This window comes from Aeoliella sp., from assembly GCF_965227375.1.
Taxonomy (GTDB): domain Bacteria; phylum Planctomycetota; class Planctomycetia; order Pirellulales; family Lacipirellulaceae; genus Aeoliella.
The window spans coordinates 1,053,370-1,071,073 of the sequence record NZ_CBDDFX010000002.1; the positions used below are offsets into that span (position 1 = coordinate 1,053,370).

Annotated in this window: 19 protein-coding genes; 15 read left to right on the forward strand and 4 right to left on the reverse strand. The window is 59.6% G+C overall.

Going from position 1 to position 17,704, the window contains the following annotated elements; all coding sequences use genetic code 11:
* Positions 1-9: 9 nt before the first annotated feature.
* From ACQK2L_RS17365 to flhB, 15 genes are all read left to right on the forward strand, one after another.
* A complete protein-coding gene (locus ACQK2L_RS17365) occupies positions 10-465 on the forward strand; it encodes a flagellar FliJ family protein (RefSeq protein ID WP_425398297.1) in 456 nt (151 codons plus the stop codon).
* A gap of 27 nt (positions 466-492) precedes the next feature.
* Positions 493-1,173 carry a hypothetical protein gene (locus ACQK2L_RS17370; RefSeq protein ID WP_425398298.1) on the forward strand — a complete coding sequence of 227 codons (681 nt, stop codon included), beginning with the start codon at positions 493-495 and terminating at the stop codon, positions 1,171-1,173.
* 30 nt (positions 1,174-1,203) lie between these two features.
* Positions 1,204-2,751 (forward strand): flagellar hook-length control protein FliK, encoded by a 1,548-nt coding sequence (locus ACQK2L_RS17375; protein WP_425398299.1) that lies wholly within the window; start codon positions 1,204-1,206, stop codon positions 2,749-2,751.
* Between the two features lie 38 nt (positions 2,752-2,789).
* Positions 2,790-3,548, forward strand: coding sequence for a flagellar hook assembly protein FlgD (locus ACQK2L_RS17380; RefSeq protein ID WP_425398300.1), 759 nt, complete (start codon positions 2,790-2,792; stop codon positions 3,546-3,548).
* A 74-nt stretch (positions 3,549-3,622) separates the two neighbouring features.
* On the forward strand, positions 3,623-6,067 hold the full coding sequence (locus tag ACQK2L_RS17385) for a flagellar hook-basal body complex protein (protein WP_425398301.1): 2,445 nt from the start codon (positions 3,623-3,625) through the stop codon (positions 6,065-6,067).
* 155 nt (positions 6,068-6,222) lie between these two features.
* The gene (locus ACQK2L_RS17390) at positions 6,223-6,429 is read left to right on the forward strand and encodes a flagellar FlbD family protein (protein ID WP_425398302.1); all 207 of its coding nucleotides are present in this window, start codon (positions 6,223-6,225) and stop codon (positions 6,427-6,429) included.
* 32 nt (positions 6,430-6,461) lie between these two features.
* Positions 6,462-7,229, forward strand: coding sequence for a motility protein A (locus tag ACQK2L_RS17395; RefSeq protein ID WP_425398303.1), 768 nt, complete (start codon positions 6,462-6,464; stop codon positions 7,227-7,229).
* Between the two features lie 67 nt (positions 7,230-7,296).
* The gene (locus tag ACQK2L_RS17400) at positions 7,297-8,016 is read left to right on the forward strand and encodes an OmpA/MotB family protein (RefSeq protein ID WP_425398304.1); all 720 of its coding nucleotides are present in this window, start codon (positions 7,297-7,299) and stop codon (positions 8,014-8,016) included.
* 151 nt (positions 8,017-8,167) lie between these two features.
* Entirely contained in the window at positions 8,168-8,737 is a 570-nt protein-coding gene (locus ACQK2L_RS17405; RefSeq protein WP_425398305.1) for a flagellar basal body-associated FliL family protein, read from the forward strand.
* A 46-nt stretch (positions 8,738-8,783) separates the two neighbouring features.
* Positions 8,784-9,497, forward strand: a complete 714-nt coding sequence (gene fliN, locus ACQK2L_RS17410; RefSeq protein ID WP_425398306.1) for a flagellar motor switch protein FliN — start codon at positions 8,784-8,786, stop codon at positions 9,495-9,497.
* Positions 9,498-9,663: 166 nt separating this feature from the next.
* Positions 9,664-10,308 carry a FliO/MopB family protein gene (locus ACQK2L_RS17415; RefSeq protein WP_425398307.1) on the forward strand — a complete coding sequence of 215 codons (645 nt, stop codon included), beginning with the start codon at positions 9,664-9,666 and terminating at the stop codon, positions 10,306-10,308.
* 64 nt (positions 10,309-10,372) lie between these two features.
* On the forward strand, positions 10,373-11,143 hold the full coding sequence (fliP, locus tag ACQK2L_RS17420) for a flagellar type III secretion system pore protein FliP (protein WP_425401103.1): 771 nt from the start codon (positions 10,373-10,375) through the stop codon (positions 11,141-11,143).
* A 15-nt stretch (positions 11,144-11,158) separates the two neighbouring features.
* Entirely contained in the window at positions 11,159-11,425 is a 267-nt protein-coding gene (fliQ, locus tag ACQK2L_RS17425; RefSeq protein ID WP_425398308.1) for a flagellar biosynthesis protein FliQ, read from the forward strand.
* Between the two features lie 33 nt (positions 11,426-11,458).
* Positions 11,459-12,256: a flagellar biosynthetic protein FliR gene (locus ACQK2L_RS17430; protein WP_425398309.1), complete on the forward strand. Its 798-nt coding sequence runs from the start codon at positions 11,459-11,461 to the stop codon at positions 12,254-12,256.
* A gap of 18 nt (positions 12,257-12,274) precedes the next feature.
* The gene (gene flhB, locus ACQK2L_RS17435) at positions 12,275-13,363 is read left to right on the forward strand and encodes a flagellar biosynthesis protein FlhB (RefSeq protein WP_425398310.1); all 1,089 of its coding nucleotides are present in this window, start codon (positions 12,275-12,277) and stop codon (positions 13,361-13,363) included.
* Positions 13,364-13,804: 441 nt separating this feature from the next.
* On the opposite strand, the gene ACQK2L_RS17440 is transcribed toward flhB, so the two are convergent.
* The 4 genes from ACQK2L_RS17440 to ACQK2L_RS17455 all read right to left on the reverse strand — a co-directional run bounded on the left by ACQK2L_RS17440 (position 13,805) and on the right by ACQK2L_RS17455 (position 17,605).
* On the reverse strand, positions 13,805-15,460 hold the full coding sequence (locus ACQK2L_RS17440) for an efflux transporter outer membrane subunit (protein ID WP_425398311.1): 1,656 nt from the start codon (positions 15,458-15,460) through the stop codon (positions 13,805-13,807).
* 125 nt (positions 15,461-15,585) lie between these two features.
* Positions 15,586-16,029: an ion channel gene (locus tag ACQK2L_RS17445; protein ID WP_425398312.1), complete on the reverse strand. Its 444-nt coding sequence runs from the start codon at positions 16,027-16,029 to the stop codon at positions 15,586-15,588.
* A gap of 36 nt (positions 16,030-16,065) precedes the next feature.
* Positions 16,066-17,208 (reverse strand): HlyD family secretion protein, encoded by a 1,143-nt coding sequence (locus ACQK2L_RS17450; RefSeq protein WP_425398313.1) that lies wholly within the window; start codon positions 17,206-17,208, stop codon positions 16,066-16,068.
* A 31-nt stretch (positions 17,209-17,239) separates the two neighbouring features.
* Positions 17,240-17,605, reverse strand: coding sequence for a DUF3302 domain-containing protein (locus ACQK2L_RS17455; protein WP_425398314.1), 366 nt, complete (start codon positions 17,603-17,605; stop codon positions 17,240-17,242).
* Positions 17,606-17,704: the final 99 nt, after the last annotated feature.

Consider the following 17,704-nt stretch of genomic DNA (forward strand, 5'->3'; position numbering starts at 1 on the left):
CAACGAAACATGGCCAAGTACCGTTCCAACCTGACAGCGCTGCATCGCGTTCGATCGTTTGCGCGCGACGCGCAGCAAGCGCGGGTGGCCGACGCGGTGCGGGCGGAGGCCGCGGTGGACAAACAGGCCGATGCGGTTGCCGGCGAGATTGCTGCGGCGAAGGACCACCAGCGTGCGGTGCGGGCCGACGGCATAGATGTGCGACGGTTGCTCGAGAGTGAGCGGTACGAACTGGTGCTCAAAGCCCAAGCCGCTGCACTGGCACAGCAAAAAGAGGCGGTGGGCGTCGAGCTAGAGAAGCGTCGCGCGGCGTTGGCCGCCGCCGAACAGCAAGTGCGCGTGGTGGAGAAGATCGACGAGCGTCGGGAAGAGCAGTTCAACCGCGCCGAACAATTGCGTGAACAAAAGCTTCTGGACGAGATCGCCACCCAGCAATTCCTCCGCCAACGGCGGACCACACGTTAAGCATTCACACAGGACCTTACTGCGACCATGCGAAACCTATTTGCCATCGTTGGCTACGTTTCGACGGCCACCATGATTGCCATGGCTGTAGGGCTGCTATACCTGTGGAACGTGCACATGCTCTCCAACGAGAAGATGTTCCGCATTCTCGCTTTGATGCACGACATCGACATCGAAGCAATTGCCGAAGAAGAACAAGTGAACGACCTGGAAGTGCCGCCCGAGGAGACATCGTTGGAGGATATTGCGATGATCCGCGAGGTGAAGCTGCGAGATTACGAAGTGAAGCTGAACGCACTGAAAATTGGCACGCAGGAGTTTGAACGTAGTTTTCGCGACATCAATGAAGGGCGTCAGCGGTACGACCAGATGGCCAATGAATTGCAGCAGCGTCTGCAGCAGCAGAAGCAGTTGGCGTCGCAGGAAAATCTGGCAGCGGTTGTCAGTCAGTTGCAGTCGATTCGTCCCGCGGAGGCGAAGAAGCTGCTGCTGCAGTTTTTGGAAGAGCCCGATGGCGAACGCGACGTGATCATCCTGATGAAAAAGATGCAGCCCGGTCGACTACAGAAGATTTTGGCGCAGTTCAAGACCGAGGACGAACTCGAGCAGTATCACAAACTGTTGCAGTTGATGCTGGACGGTTTTCCCGAAGGACCGGAAATCGACAACATGCTCGAGCGTGTGCGAGTTCCCGAGAACGAAGAGTAATAACACGTTCGCTCCGCCGGAGCCCCAACCATGGCTACTACCCAAGTCAACTCGATCACGATCGTCGCCGCGCCGCCTGCCGCGAGCGCCAAGACGCCCGCCGCGCAGAGCAGCTTCATCGACACACTGCAGGTGGCAGTGCAGCATAGCGACGCACCCACTGCGCGACGCACGGAGGATGCGCCGAATACAGAACGAGAGGAACAGTCCGAGGACGACTCGACCGCCGTCGACTCCCGTCAGCACTCGTCGGACGACGACAACAAGACGCACAGTGCGGAGGCCTCGACGGACCGAGATAACGAGCCCGAATCTGCCGAGACGGATAGTGCGGAGACGGACGACACCGAACAGACCGGCACAGAAGACACGTTGGTGGTCTCTGCTGCCGCCGCCGAGCAGGTGGTGGTGCAAGAGGCGGTAGCAGAAGTGCTGGACGTGGAAGCGGCCAAAGTCGAAGAAACCGCTTCCGTGCCTGCAACCGAGGAAAGCGGCGGGCAGTCGTCCAACCCCGAGTCGCAGCCAAGTGCCCCAGAGTCCGCGGTGGGCGTCGAGGTGACGGAAGAAGTTGCCCCGTTGGTGACGGACGAGCAAGCGGTAGGCGTCGAGGAGCAAGAAGTCGTCGATCCCGTTGCGGACAACGCGCCTGAGACCAGCGATCAAGAAACGTCCGAAGCAGAAGTCAAACCGCAATCGCCCGAAGCCGGTAAGGCGGCGGACGCCAAAGAGGCAGTCTCCAGCGAGCAGGTCGAATCGCCGCACGAAGAACCAGCCGCCCCGCAGTCGACTGCCGACACGGCGGCCAAGGTCGCCGCGCCAGTGGACGAGAAACAGACGGCTGCGACCGACAACCAATCGAAACGCCCGAGCGGCGGCGAGAAGCGTGAGAAACGCAGCGAAGTAAAGCCCGTTGATGCCTCGAGTCCTCCGCCGCAGCTGGAGTTGGAGCTTGACCTCGAGCAGGAGGCGGATCCGGCGGCCGAGGTGGAGGCCGAGGTGAACCAAACGGAGGTGCGCGAGAAGCCCTCGCAGAATACGTCGAATTTCAATTCCATTCTCGAACGGGCGACGGGACCGTCGACGCGGCGTGGTAACGAAGTCGAAACAACGCAGGCGGCTGGTCCGCGGGTCGATCCGCAACGTTTCGTGGCGAGAGTCTCCCGGGCGTTCCAGGCTGCTGAGCAGCGTGGCGGTACGGTTCAGTTGCGATTGGCTCCGCCGGAACTCGGCGCGCTGCGCATCGAGTTGAACATGCAGAACGGCACACTGAACGCCAAGCTGGAGACCGAGACCGCTGCGGCGAAGAACGTACTGATGGACAACCTGCCGGCGTTGCGGGATAGATTGGCGGCGCAGGAGATTCGCGTCGACAAGTTTGAAGTCGACGTACGCGATCAAAACCAAGGCCAGCCCGACTGGCAGGCCCAGCAGGAACAACGCGACGCCCAGCAACACCAAGGTGGCCGGGCGGTTCACTCCACCACCACAACGGGGACGACGACAAGTAGCGAAGAAGCAGCGCCCGCCGACGGCGGTCCCTCCACCAACCACGATGGTCAATTCAGCGCGGTGGCCTAACAGCCGCCCGCCGAAGAACGCTTACGCAAGGATTCGCGATGAGCCAAATATCCGCCACCTCCAACTCGCCCACGAACGACAATGCGTTCGGCACGGCCAATACGTTGAACGACCTGGACCTCGATGCGTTCCTGAATCTGATGATTGCGGAACTGCAGAACCAGGATCCGCTGAACCCGTTGGAGAACGACGAGCTCCTGGCGCAGATTAGCCAGATTCGCGAAGTGGGCGCTACCGATCGCTTGACGGAGACACTCGACTCGGTACTGCTCGGCCAGAACATCGCCAGCGCCACGAACCTGATTGGCGCCGATGTCGTGGCGCTCGACGAAAACGGCGAGCGGGTCACCGGCAATGTCCGCCGCGTTTCGATCGATGGCGGGCAGCCCAAACTCGATTTGGCTGTGGGACCAGTGGCTGTCGCCGGCGATGAGGAAGGCAGCGTGGAAGAAGGCCAGTACACCTACGAAGTGGTGTGGGATGGCCCGGACGGCGCCGAGTTCAGCTTCGACGTGGACGTCGACACCGAAACGCTGGCCGACTTCAACGGCTCGATCCGAGTGGCCAACCTGCCCGAGACGACTGGCCAGAAACGTATCTACCGTACCGACAGCACCGGCACCGGAGAGCGACGCCTGGTGGGCACCGTCCAGAGTGGCACCACGTCGACCTTCACCGACTCGATGGCTTCTGACGAGCGCGGCGGTGTGATGAGCGGCCAGCCACAGAAGCTAGGCGTTGCCCGCCGGGTAACCGTGACCTTGAACAACGTGGCCCAAATCGAGCCGCCCACCTAGTAACCCCACGCACCAGCATCACCTACCCGCACTCTCACCAGCAAACAACTACCATTTGATAAGGATAGACGACCATGGGTCTTCAATCAGCACTAACCACCGCCTTGACGGGTCTACAGGCCGCCGAAACCACAATTGACGTGGTGGGCAACAACGTGGCCAACAGTAGCACGGTGGGCTTCAAGGAATCCGAAGCGGTGTTCGCCACCCAGTTCCTGCAAACTGTGAGTATCGGTGGTGCGCCGACGTCCAACTCCGGCGGTACGAACCCCCGCCAGATCGGCCTGGGTGTGAAGGTGGCCGCGATCACACCGAACTTCTCGCAGGGCACGATCGAGATCAGCTCCAACCCGCTGGACCTTGCTATCCAAGGCGACGGCTTTCTGATGGTCCAAAGTGGCACCGGCCGACTGTACACGCGGAACGGCCAGTTGCAGCTGAACGCCAATAACGAAATTGTCACCACGACCGGCCAGCGTGTGCTGGGGTATGGTGTGGACGACGAGTTTAACTTGGTTGAGTCCGGCGCACAGCCCCTGACTATTCCGCTCGGACAGCAACGTGTTGCCCAGGCAACAGAGAACGCGTTCTTTACCGGCGTGCTGAATCCGGCCGTTCAGGAGGGCACGCAACCGGAAGTCGTGGAGTCCGTGGTGCTTGGCGACGGATCGTACATCGTGCCGGACGACACCAATTTCAGCTCGGCCGATATCGTCGAGTCGACTATTCCCGCCGGCGCCACGACCAACGTTACGGGGGCTGGTACGGGTCCTGGTAATGTCGCGACCGGTACCGTTCGTTACCGCTGGACGTTCCGCGACGGCAATTTGCAGGAGAGCACTCCCTCGGCCGAGATCACTGCGGCAGCGGATGGTTCCGTCATCGACATCGAAAACCTTCCAGACGCGACCGGTATCTGGCAGGACCGTATACTCTATCGGACAGAACCAGACGGAAACACATTCTACCAAGTAGGATCCATGGGCGCTTCGGGTGCGACGTACAGTGACATCTCGGTGGATGGTGCGAATACCGGCAACCTGGAATTGGACGACGATCTCTTGGACGCGGGTTCGTATAACTACTACGTGACCTTCTATGATTCCTCTCCTGGCTTGGAACTCGAGACACAGCCAACTGGGAGGATCGGTCCGGTTTCGGTGACCGAAGTTACAGGCGGTCGTCTCCGACTCGACCTGGGCGACATCCCAGCTCCCACCGATGCTCGGTTTGACACGATCCGCATTTATCGGACAACCGAAGCCGGTAGCACCTACCACCTCGCAGGCGAAATCGCTGCTCCGGTGGGCGACCCACATACTACCTCCTTCATCGACACGACCACCAACACCGACCTGGCGAGCCAGCCGGAGCTCGACATCAATGGTCCGGTGGTCGGGTCGGGCACGCTGCTGACGGATGTTGTGGTGCGTGAGGGCGACACCATTACGCAACCATTCGAACTTGGACGCCTTTCTTTCTCTGCCGAGAAAGACGGTGTAACGCTCGAACCCAAGTTCCTCGACATCGAGGCGGACACCACGGTCGGCGAGTTGATGTTATTTATGCAGGACGCGATGGGACTCGACCAGTCCTCGTCCGACATCACCAATCCCTTCCCCAATCCACAAGCGGGGGTGACATTGGTCAATGGGCAGTTGGTGGTCACCAGTAACTACGGTGAGGAAAACGCCATCAGCATCCCATTGTCGGGATTGAAGCTTATCCCGACCGGCGAAGTAACGAGTCAGTCGGTGACGTTGAACTTCGGCTCCACTCAATCAGCCGACGGACCAGGTACGTCGACGGAGTTCGTGGTCTACGACAGCCTGGGTCTACCCCTTAGCGTGCGAGTGACCACGGTTCTAGAAACCAAGGAAGCCAACAGTACGACGTATCGATGGTACGCCACGAGTGCCGACAACGAGCCGAGCGATGGCCAGACGACCGTCATCGGCGATGGCTTGCTGGTCTTCGATCAGAATGGCGACTTGGATGCGAACACCAACGCCCAAATCAGCGTGCTTCGAAACGATACGGCGTCGGAGTCCCCCTTGGAAATCACGCTCGACTACTCAGCGGTAAAGTCGCTGGGCGAAGTTGACGCACTCGGCAACAACATCAGCTCGCTGAACGTTTCGAGCCAGGATGGTTTCCCACCAGGCGTGATGACCGACTTTATTATCTCGGAAGATGGATTGATCCAGGGCCAGTTCTCTAACGGTACCCAGCGTACCGTGGGGCAGTTGCTCATGGCGCGGTTTACGAACAATGCCGGTTTGCGACAGGTCGGCGACAGTTTGTTCGGCATCGGCGTTAACTCGGGCGAACCGATTGTCGGCAGGCCCGGCGAGGACGGTATCGGCACGCTGACCGCTGGTGCGGTCGAGCTGTCGAATACCGACATCGGGCAGAACCTGATCGAGTTGATCCTGGCGTCCACCCAGTATCGTGGCGGCGCGCGGGTGATCAGTGCTTCGCAGGAGCTGCTCGACGAACTGCTGGCGCTGCGGAGGTAATAACATTGGCCGCGGCCGCCAAAATGGGGCTAAATAACCGGTAATGCCCCAGCTGGAGTCGGCGACGCGCCCATTCGTGAGCTACGGTAGTCCAGAGGTACCAGACCGGCGCGGGGCCGGTTGTCCGGATTGGTCCGGTAAGGCAGAACACGACGATGATACAACTCACGAAGCTGAGCGGAGAGCCGTTTGTGCTCAACGCGGAGCTGATAAAGTACGTCGAGGCGCTGCCCGACACGTTTGTGACGCTCACTTCGGGCGATCACATTGTGGTGAAGGAATCGCTGGAAGAAGTGGTTCACCGCACGGTCGAGTATCACCAACACAAGCAACTCATACCTGCGGGTGCACGAGCCGTGTGAGGCTCTGAACCTGCTGGATTGGCACTGCAAGCATGGACATTGCATCCGTAGTCGGAGTGATCGTCGCATTCGCGCTGATTCTCGGCTCGATCATAATCGGCGGTGGCTCGTTTGCCGCCTTCTTCGACGCCCCCAGCGTGATGGTGGTGTTCGGGGGCGCCATTGCCGCAGCGCTGATCTGCTTTCCGCTATCCAACTTCCTCGGGGTCTTCTCAGTCACGATGAAGGTCTTCTTCTGGAAGGTCGAATCGGTAAGCGACGTGATCAAGCAGATCGTCAGCCTGGCCGAAGTCGCCCGGCGGGACGGCCTTTTGGCGCTAGAAAGCAAGATGTCGGAGATCGACAACGCGTTCATCACTCTGGGCGTACAGATGGCCGTCGACGGAACTCGTCCCGAGGTGATGGAGGACATCATGCGGACCGAGCTCGACGCAGTGGCCACCCGACACCGAGACGGAAAAGCCGTGTTGGATTGCATGGGGCGTTTCGCCCCCGCATTCGGCATGATCGGCACGCTGATGGGCCTGGTGATCATGCTGGGCGACATGAGCGATCCCTCGAAGATTGGCGCCGGCATGGCCGTGGCATTGCTGACGACCATGTACGGAGCTATCGCGGCCAATGTCGTGTTTCTTCCGTTTGCCGAAAAACTTGGATTCACCAATCGCCAGGAACTGATGATGATGGAAATCGTCATCCGCGGCATCATGGCCATCCAGTCGGGTGAAAACCCCCGAATTATCGAGCAGAAACTCAATACTTTCGTACCGCCCAAGCAGCGAACCGAAGAAGCCGCCTAGGCAGCAGCGACCTATGTTGCGGTCTTAAACCCTTCGACCAACGCAACGGCTAACAACTCTTTACATCATGCCCATTGAAGAAGAACCACCGCCCGGCGTAGCCGAATGGGTCGTTACGTTCGGCGACATGATGTCGCTGTTGCTAACGTTCTTCATTATGCTGGTGTCGATGAGCGAGCTGAAGGAAGAAGAGCGGTTTCAAGCCATGCTCGAGTCGATGCGGCGGCAGTTCGGGCACGACTCGGCGATGAGTGCGGTGTTGCCGGGGCAATCGCACGCCAACAGCAATCTCGCCTACATCGCTCCCAGTCAGTCGCGCTCGATGCGTAAGAACCTGCAGGACGGGGGCAACGACGTGCCCGCAGTGACTGGCGATCACAAACGCGTACAAACGGTGCGCCACGGTCGTAACTCGACCACCGGCGGAGTGATCTACTTCGACGAACTGTCGTCGGAGTTGACCGAAGAAGCCAAAAAGGCACTGCGGACCATTGCCCAGCAAGTGGCTGGCAAACCCCAGAAGCTGGAGGTCCGCGGGCATGCCTCCCGCCGTCCGGTGAACCAGGGCGAGAACGTCCGCGACCATTGGGACCTGGCATACAATCGCTGCTACAACGTGATGAACTACCTGATCGAACTGGGGATCGATCCGGCCCGCATCCGCCTGGGGTCGGCCGGGTCCAACGAACCTTCGGATCTGGGACTCGATCCGGAGGACCGCAAACGCAATGCACGGGTTGAAGTGCTGATATGGGACGAGCGGGTTGTGGCGCCCGATAAGGAGTAGTGCGATCTTGCGAAACGGGCCACTTCGGGCCAATTGCGACGTATATTTCTCTGTAGCAGTGCTTCGGCCAATCGCGATTTGACGGTGGCGGAGCAGCAGGATTTGGGCGTGAACGCTGCGCCCCCGTTCTCCGCAGAATTGCGTGGCAAGCATGGCAACTGACAAAGCAAATGGCGAAAAGTCCGGCAAGAAGATTGGCCTGCTAGGGTTGATCAAGGCGCTGGCGTTCATTTCGGTCATCGTGGTCGTGGAAGTTGTCGCCGCATCGGTGCTCATTCCTTCGGCCCAGGATGCCGAGATGTCCGCTCGCAAACTGGTCGCCGCCCGGGAAGGGGAATTGGAAGACGAGAATGCAGCCGCTGCTGAGCGAGCCAAGCAGGCGTCGCCACTAGCAGACAAGGAGACCCTGGAGGTCGACTTGGGGCGTTTCAACGTCACCCGCTATAACCCCGAGAACGACACCACGCTAATTGTGGATTTCGAGCTGTTTGGCGTCGTGCTAGCAGACGATCAAGGAAGCTTCGCAACGCACTTCGAGCGAAACAAGGTTCGCCTGCGGGAGCAGGTGATCATGACGCTGGGCAGTGCCGACTCGACGGAACTGACCGACGCCGAGTTGGGGTTGCTGAAACGACGGATTTTAGAGAAAACCAACCGCGCTCTTGGCAAGCCGCTGGTGCAAGAGGTGCTGTTCAGCAAGTTCAACTTCGTAGAACGTTGAACATGAGCTAGCTAGCAGCCTCGGCGATACTCGGGAAAGGACTCCCATGGCTGACGAAAACATCGGACAGGACGAAATCGAACGACTGCTGGCCCAGGCTCAGGAAGCGAGTGGCCAAGCGTCGAGTGAACCGCCGCCAGCGGACGAAGCGCCTGCGCCAGAGGAAACAGCGGCCACTCCGCCGCCTCCGCCCCCTCCTGCTGCCGAAGATCCCACGCCTGCGGCGCCTCCGATGAGTGCTACGCTCGATCAGGCAGAGTTGGATGCAATGCTCTCCGGCGCGGCCGCTGCGCCAACTCCGCCGCCAGCTAGTGCGGCGCCAAGCGTTACCCCGGTGGCCCACACGCCGACGGGCGACGGCTCGAGCAACGTCTCGCAGAACGATATCGAGCTGCTGCTGAACCAGGCGGAGCAAGCCATCGCTTCGATCGACACGCCAGTGGAATTGCCGCCAGGAGTGCAAGCTTTCCATTTGGACGACCTGGGCGGAAGCCCTGCCTCCAGCGAAGCAGCCACGTTGGAGTTGGTGCGCGACGTGCAGCTCGACCTGAAAATCGAGCTTGGCCGCACTCACATGCACTTGGAAGACGTGCTGCGACTCCGCCAGGGCGCGGTGGTGCCACTCGACAAGCTGGCGGGCGATCCGGTGGATCTGTACGTCAATGGTCGCATCATTGCTCGCGGCGAAGTGCTGGTGCTGAATGACAATTTCTGTGTTCGCGTTACCGAACTGATCGTCGGCGACAGCGCCTGCGCTTAACGCTCGGAGCCCGGTCTGCGGTGATGCTAGCAATCCGCGCACCGCGTGGCGGATGGGCAATCGCCCTGGCCCGCTGGGCCGCAGCTTTCTATAAGACTCCCTGCACATTTTGCCTTTGTGGAGTCTTATTTCGATGCCGCCAAGTTCATCCCCCCTGCCCTGGCTGATGCTGAGCCTCGCTCTGGCTTGCGGTCGATTCGCCATTGCCGAAACGCCTGCAGGTGCCGATGCGGTTGGCCCATCGTCGCGTGCTGCCGATCGCGATCCCTCCGCCTATCAGCCGGCCGCTCCGATGACCGCGGCCAACGAAGGTCGTCGGTTGCAGCTTGGCTCGAGTGCGGACCGCGCATCGAAGTCGACGCGCGCGGCCGGCGAGCGAGGAAACAACATGCTTCGCGACTGGGCGCGCGGATCGGGCGCTACCGCGGCGGCCGCCTTGGCGTTTGTCGTAGGGCTATTCATGCTGCTGGCATGGTTCGTAAAACGCGGCATGCCTAAGAGTTCGCAAGTGGTGCCGAGCGAAGCGATTCGCCTGCTGGGTCGCGTTCCGCTGGGCTCCCGCCAGTTTGGCCAACTGCTGCACCTGGGCAACAAGCTGGTGTTGGTGCACGTGACACAAGCCGGTGTGGAGAAGCTCGCGGAGATCGACGATCCGCAAGAGGTCGTGCGATTGCTGGCCATTTGCTCCAAGAATTCTTCCCAGGGCAGTCAAAAAGAGTTCGAGGATATCTTCGGCCAGTTCGCCAAAGAGAAAACCGAACCCGGCTTCCTGGAAGGCGAAATGCAGAGTGGAGGACGCCGCTATGCGTAGCCTGCTCGGCAAACTGTTGCTGGTTGCTGCGGTGTTGAGCTTGTCGAGCACGGCGTCGGTGGCCATGGCGCAAGGGTCGGTGGTCGATTCGTCGCTGTTCGAAGAGGTCGGCGGCCCCAGCGACTGGACCAAGCCGGAGCGGCTGACGTCCACGCTGCAGGTAATGCTGATGCTCACCGTGGTGAGCCTGGCGCCGGCCATCCTGCTGATGACCACCAGCTTTGTTCGCATCGTGGTGGTGCTGGGGCTGTTGAGGCAAGCCTTGGGCACGCAGCAATTGCCCCCCAGCCAAGTGATCACCTCCATCGCGCTGTTCGTCACGCTGCTGCTGATGATGCCCGTTTGGCAGCAAAGCTACGAGCATGGCATCAAGCCATATACCGACGGCGAGATCGGCATCGACGAGGCGTTCACGCGTAGCGTGGCGCCGATGCGAAAGTTCATGGCCCAGCAGATTGAGCGGACCGACAACCACGGCGACGTCGAGCTGTTTCTCAGCTACATGCCGAGCGAAGTCGATCCCGACACCGGCGAATTGTACGACAACTACGCCTACTACGACGTTCGCCCGGACGAACGCCCTGTGCCGCTGCAGGCGCTGCTGCCCGCGTTCATGCTGAGCGAACTGAAGACGGCGTTTCTGATTGGTTTTCAGATTTACTTGCCGTTTGTGATCCTCGATATCATTGTCGCTAGCGTTACCATTTCGATGGGCATGCTGATGTTGCCGCCCGTGCTGATTTCGCTGCCGTTCAAGCTGCTGCTGTTCGTGTTGGTGGACGGCTGGCGGCTGGTGATCGAAATGTTGCTGCAGAGTTTTCAAGCCTTCGTCTAACGCCGCGCTACCGCTATGGACCCACAAGACGCTGTTGACCTGGCACGCGAGGCGATGATCATCGCCCTGTTGGTGGCTGCGCCGGTTCTGGTGGCGGGCATGGCCGTTGGTTTGTTGATCGGCTTGATCCAGGCGCTCACCCAGATTCAAGAACAAACCGTGGCGTTTGTGCCGAAGCTAGCCGCCATGGTGCTGGTCATGGCGTGGACCCTGCCATGGCTGCTCGAGCGATTGATCGACTACAGCCAGCAACTGCTCACCGATATCCCGCTATACTTGTAAGCCGCCGCCCGCGGCGATTAGAGGACGCCCGCCATGGAATGGCTGGAAGCGATGCTGCTGACCAAGGTGGCAGTGTTCGCCCTGGTGCTGTGCCGCATCGGTGCGTTGGTCGCTACTGCGCCGCTTTTCAAACTCGAGACAGTGCCCGTCACCGTGCGAGGCCTGTTGGCAGTTACGCTTTCGATGCTGGTGATGCCGCTCTACGCTCACCTGAGCTATACCAGCCCTTGGAACTTGCTGGCGTTTGGCAGCCTGATGTTGAACGAAGTGCTGATCGGCGCCTTGTTGGGACTCGGCATGCAGATGCTCTTCACCGGCGTGCAGATCACGGGGCAAATCATTTCCCACATGTCGGGTATGTCGCTGGCGGAGATCTCCAGCCCCGAGTTCGATGGCAGCGCGACCGTATTCACGCAAATATTTCACTACACCACCATGGCGGTATTCGTCGCCCTGGGTGGCCATCGGATGGTAATGGCCGCGCTGCTCGACACCTTCGAATGGGCCCCGCCGGGACATGGCACGTTTGGCGACAGCTTCGCCCAAGTGATGGTTAACATCCTGCAGCAAAGCTTCGTGCTGGGAATCCGCGCAGCGGCGCCGGTGATGGTTGCCTTGTTCCTTTCCACGCTGCTGTTGGGGCTCATCAGTCGCACGTTGCCGCAGATCAACGTATTGGCGGTGGGCTTTGGACTCAACTCGATGCTCACCATCGGTGCGATCCTCGTCACCCTGGGCGGAGCCGCGTGGTTGTTCCAGGAACCGATTGTCGCCACGCTCGAAGAACTGCAGTCGACGGTTGTCCCGATATCCGCCGAGGCTGGTGGCTAAGCCAGGCCCCAAGAGTTCATGCCCGAACAATCCGGCGAGAAGACGTTTGACGCAACCCCGCATCGCAGGCAGCAAGCCCGCGAGAAAGGGCAAGTTGCGTACAGCCAGGACCTCGGTTCGGCCGCGCTGTTGCTGGTGGCGGCTGGTTTGCTCCGTGCGCTTGGTCCCGGCATCATCAACGCGTCGTCGGAACTGCTGTATCGCAACCTGGGCGAGGTCGGCACGCTGACCGGAGACGGTGCGGTGCTGACCGGCGAGGTGCAGAAGGTGCTCTCCGGCATCGGCTTCGCGCTGTTGCCGCTGATGATGCTCTTGATGCTGGCCGCCGCGGCGTCGAGCGTGTTTCAGATCGGTTTCCTGTTCGTCCCCGAGCGACTCGCCCCCGACTTTAGCCGCATCAGCCCACTGGCTGGCGTGAAACGGATCGTGTCGCTACAGGGTGTGATGCGACTGGGATTCGGACTGCTGAAGGTGCTGCTAGTGGTCGGTGTGGCTGGCGTTGCCATCTGGTTGCAGAGCGATGAGATCATGCTGGCCAGCGCGCTCTCGATTCCGCAGATCGCCACGCTGCTGGTGAACGTGACCGTCACCACGCTGCTGTGGGTGGGCGGGGCGCTGTTCATCCTGGCGCTGTTCGACTTCGCCTTCCAGAAATGGAAGCACGAACAAGACCTCAAGATGACCCACCAGGAAGTCAAAGAGGAAATGAAGAACCTGCAGGGCGATCCGCATGTCGTCGCCCGGCGCAAGCAGGTGCAGCGGCAGATGGTCATGAATCGTATGTCGGGCTCGGTACCGCAGGCCGACGTGGTGGTCACTAACCCCACGGAACTCGCCGTGGCCATCAAATACGAACATGGCGAAATGGCCGCGCCGGTCGTAGTCGCCAAAGGCGCGGGAACGCTGGCGCAACGCATCCGCCGCTTAGCGCTGGAACACAACATTCCGATCGTCGAACGCAAACCGCTGGCGCAGTTGCTGTACAAGGAAGTCGAGATCAACCACCCCGTGCCGGATAGCAGCTACGCGGCCGTAGCCGAAGTGCTGGCGTACGTCTACCAACTCAAGGGCAAGAAGATCCCCGGTGCCGACCGCCGCGCGGCTTGAGCTAGCGGGACACTGGCGAGCGGCGGGTGGAGCTCCTCGAAGCCATCTCCAACCGAGGGCCCTCCACTTGCAGCGAACGCGTGTCGCTATCGAGCGCATAGTTCATCGAACTCGGTTGTTGAAGCGGAATCGCGGTAACGTTGCAGCCGCACGACGGGGTGGATAGCGACCGATGTCGGCACCAGTATGGAGTGTAGCCACGAGGTCCACAGGTCGTATGAGGGGGCAACGGGCCACACACGCAAGGCAGCGGCTTTCGGCAATAGTTCGGGCAACACCAGCGACAAATACAGTCCGGAACGTCGTTGTTGCATAGCTTGGAAAACAGCGACTCATCGGCACGAGCAACATTCGCCGTAAGTGCGATGGCGAACAGATAGAGTAGCTTCCTTGCCATCGGGAATTCCTTGCTTCTGAGGGGGTAAAGTAGTACGAGCACTATCAGGTGGCGTCGCCAGCGGGTGGAACGACTTCGGCTGGTGCCGGCTCAATGATCTCCATTGGAGCGGCAGCAACATTGCCGGCCCCAAAGCGAATCTGCCACCCACCTCCCAGCGCCCGATAGATGTTGATCAGGCCCAAAGCGATATCGCCCTGAGAGGTCGCGTAGTTTTGCTGTTGCTGGACGAGGATGTCTTGCACGGTGAAAACACGATTGTACCCGATGGCACCTTGCTTGTACTGAATGGCCAGTAACTCCGCCGAACGTTCCGCAGCCGCCACGCTATCCTTCAGATGGAGTGTGGCATTGTGACTGTTCAGGAACTCCGTCACACCATCCTCCGCCTCGCGGTTGGCCCGCAGTACGGTGTCTTGGTACGCCAAGGCGGCTTTCTGTGTTCGTGCCTGATGGACACGGACATTGTTTTTCAGGCGACCGTAATTCAGTACATCCCAATTGATCGAGGGGGCGATCACACCCACGTTGCTGGCCGGGACAAACAGGCGGTCCAACTGCGCCGATTCATAACCGATATTGCCGTTGATACTCAAACTGGGGAACAGGTCGGCAACCGCCACACCGATCAGGGCACTTTGAGCTGCAACCTCTCGCTCCGCCCGGCGAACGTCCGGCCTTCGGCGAAGCAGTTCCGCGGGGACCCCCAGCGCGATGTTGGCTGGTGCGGTTGGAATGGGAGACTCGCCCAGTTGCGGTAATAGATCCGTGGCGGGCATTCCCAGCAGCACACATAGCTGATTGTTCTGTTTGCGCAGTGCGGCGTTCAACTGCGGAATCAGCGCTTCGGTGCGCGAAAGTACGAGCTTGGCCTGCTCCACATCGACTTGGGTTACCGCACCATTGTCGTACCTCGACTCGGCAATCTGCAAACTTCCGCGTTGAAGGTCAACACTCTGTCGGGCGTATTGGAGCTGTTGTTGCAATGTCCGAATGTTGACGTAAGTGCTCGCAACCTCAGCGACCAAGCTCGCCAACACGTCATCGTAGTTCTCGACCGACGCGTCCAAGTCCGCTTCGGCTGCTTCGATCGACCGTCGGAATCGTCCCCAGAAGTCGAGCTCCCAGGAAAGGTTTCCGGCGAGTGACCAGTCGTTGATGTTTCTCGAGAAGTTAGGCACCACGCCAGATAGATCGTTGGCCAGGTTGCCACTGAGTTGCCTGCGGGAGTATTGGGCATCGAGACTTTGTGCTTGCGGAAAGAGATTGCCAACGGCAATCCCCCGCTGGGCGCGCACCTCAAGCACCCGCATACCAGCTTCGCGAAGCGTGATGTTCTGGCGGTAGGCCGATTGCACCAGCTCGTTGAGAACGGGATCGTTAAACTGATTCCACCAGTCGGCCACGGAGGGATAGCCGTCGGTGACGCGCTGGTCGTCCGCGTCGATCCATTGCGGTGCCACGGGCGCCGCTGGTTCGCAGTACTCGGGGCCGACTTTGCAGCCGTGCCGCCACCAATCGGAGATCGAAGCGCCCGGTATCCCCGTACAACCGGTACAGTTTAACAACAAGCCCACAGCTAGCCCTGCCATGAGCTGCCGCAAACCGGTGGATGTATGCCGGGGTAATGTCACAAGACTCTCCCACTGCACGGGCGAATTGCACAGCCGCGAACCCTTCGAAGTACGTACATGGAGCATGGTACAGGTGGTTCATTGGGGATTATCGTAACAATCCCTATGGCCCTATGCACTGCTTGTGCAGATTGGAAGCGTTTTGCCGACCAGTGGGCCAGAGCATCAGGAGCAACCGGCACAGCTTACCATCAGTCGTTGCGCGGCAGTTTACGTCCCCACAACTCCTGCATGGCCAGAAAGGCGAACGATGCCGTCCAGGCGATCAGCACCAAGCCCGTGATTGCTTCGATAGCTGCCAAGGTGCGGAGCGTGCCTTGAGGGGCGATATCACCAAAACCGAGAGAGGTGTAGGCGAGCGCAGAAAAGTAGAAGTAGTCGCTCAACGATCCCTGGACATCCCCTGTTAAACTACCAAATTGTCCACTCTCAGCCATACGCCGCAAGGCGAGAGCAAAGAGCCAGATTTCCAGCAGATGACCCGCAATCGCTGCCGACATCGAGGTGCCCATTGCCAAGATGGGAAATCGTTGCATGCTGCGAACCATATGGCTGAGGCCGCGCACCAGCACGAGATGAATGGCAACAGTGAGGATTACCAAACCACCGGAAATAAGAACGACAATCGCCAGCATGTTAGTCCTTCGCGAAGTTAACTCCGTCCATCCCAGCTAGAAGGGCAGCGGATAGAGGAAGTTGCCCCAAGTGTAGCTGCGAATCTCAATGCGTCGGAGAATCGAGAAACTCTTGCCCTGGTCGGTGTAGATGGCCACCGCACCTTGCACGCCCGCGGCCAGATTGGGATCGGGGTCGTTGATGCGGATCTTCACGGGAAAGCGTCCCTTGGGAAGGGGAAAGTCGAATCTTGGCAATGATCCCGAGGGACGCATCTGTCCTTGACCTGAGGCTTTCCAAACCGCTTCGACGGTTCCTTCCACGATCTCCCCAGGGCGCGTATCGAGGGCGATCTCCACCGGCTGGCCCTCCTTCACGTACTTCAGGTGCTCCTGAAAAAAGGTCGCCAACACGTAGGGTTCGTCCTCGCAGATGAAACTCGCGATGGCGCCCACGCGCCGGTCGCCGACCACCAGACCAGGCTGCGCCTGCAAGTTGGTGATGTAGCCATCGGCGGGCGCGACGAGCGTGGTTTGATCGAGGTAGAACTCCTGCTCTTTCAATGCCGCCTTGGCTTCGGCGACGGCAGTGTTGACACCATTGATGTTCGACTCGAACTCGAGCTTGGCCTTCTGTTGATTGGCCAGGGCGGCATCTACGTCCGCTTCGGCAATGGCCAACTGGTCCTGCCATTGTTGCAGATTCTCCACGCTGGCGGCGCCCTCTTTCGACATCGCCTCGTAGCGTTTCACCTGACTTTCGGAGTACTTCTTGTTTGCATTCGCCTGCGTCACTTGTTGCGATACCGCGTCGAGGTTGGCTTTCAGTACGAGTACATGTTGCTCGGCCGCGGCCAACTGCGCTTGGGCATGTTCGACGCGGTATTCATAAACGCGTTTGTCGAACTGGAATATCGGCGTGCCCTTCTTGATATGAACGTCGGGTTCGACAAGCACTTCCATCAGCAGCGTCGGTTCGGGCAGTCGCGGCACCAACTGGATATTGTGCCGAATGACCCGCATGTCGTTGGATGCAGGCTGAAAGAAGCGCGGGGCGATTACGAATAACAACAAGAGGTGCAACCCGAACCAGAACGATATCACCGCCCACAGTGGGCTGAATTTCAGCCACTTGAGCTTGAAGAACATCAGCCACAAAAAGAAGCAGTAGCCAAACGTAATTAGCAGTCCGATAACCATCTGCCGGTACTCCCGATTGAAATCCTAAGGCTCAGTCCTGTGTTTGCGAATCGCCCTGTTGCGAATCCGCTTGTTTCGCCTTTGGCTTCTTGGTGCTCTCGGCTTGGAACTTTTCGGCCTGTTTCTTCAACACCTCGCTTTCTTCGGGTGGAAAGCGTCGAATGTCGACCACATCCGTTTCCTTGATGGCCCAGATCAGCGCTTGGATCCAGGGAACCACGCCAAGAAAGCCGAGCCAACCCATCATATTCACGGCATCCGCATCGGGATGATTCCGTTGTTTGGCAATACGCCCAGGAAGGCCAAGGAAGAACAGGACGACACCCATGAATCCCACCAGAATGAAGATGAGGGCGGAGAAAGTGACGTAATCGTAAAAACCAAGTGCCAGGACCATCGAAAATTCCCCTCCAATCGCTTAGGAACACAACGCGTTGCACCGATCGGCGCAAATCGAAGCTCCCATTGTACAGATAGCTGGTAATCCCGTCAGTCA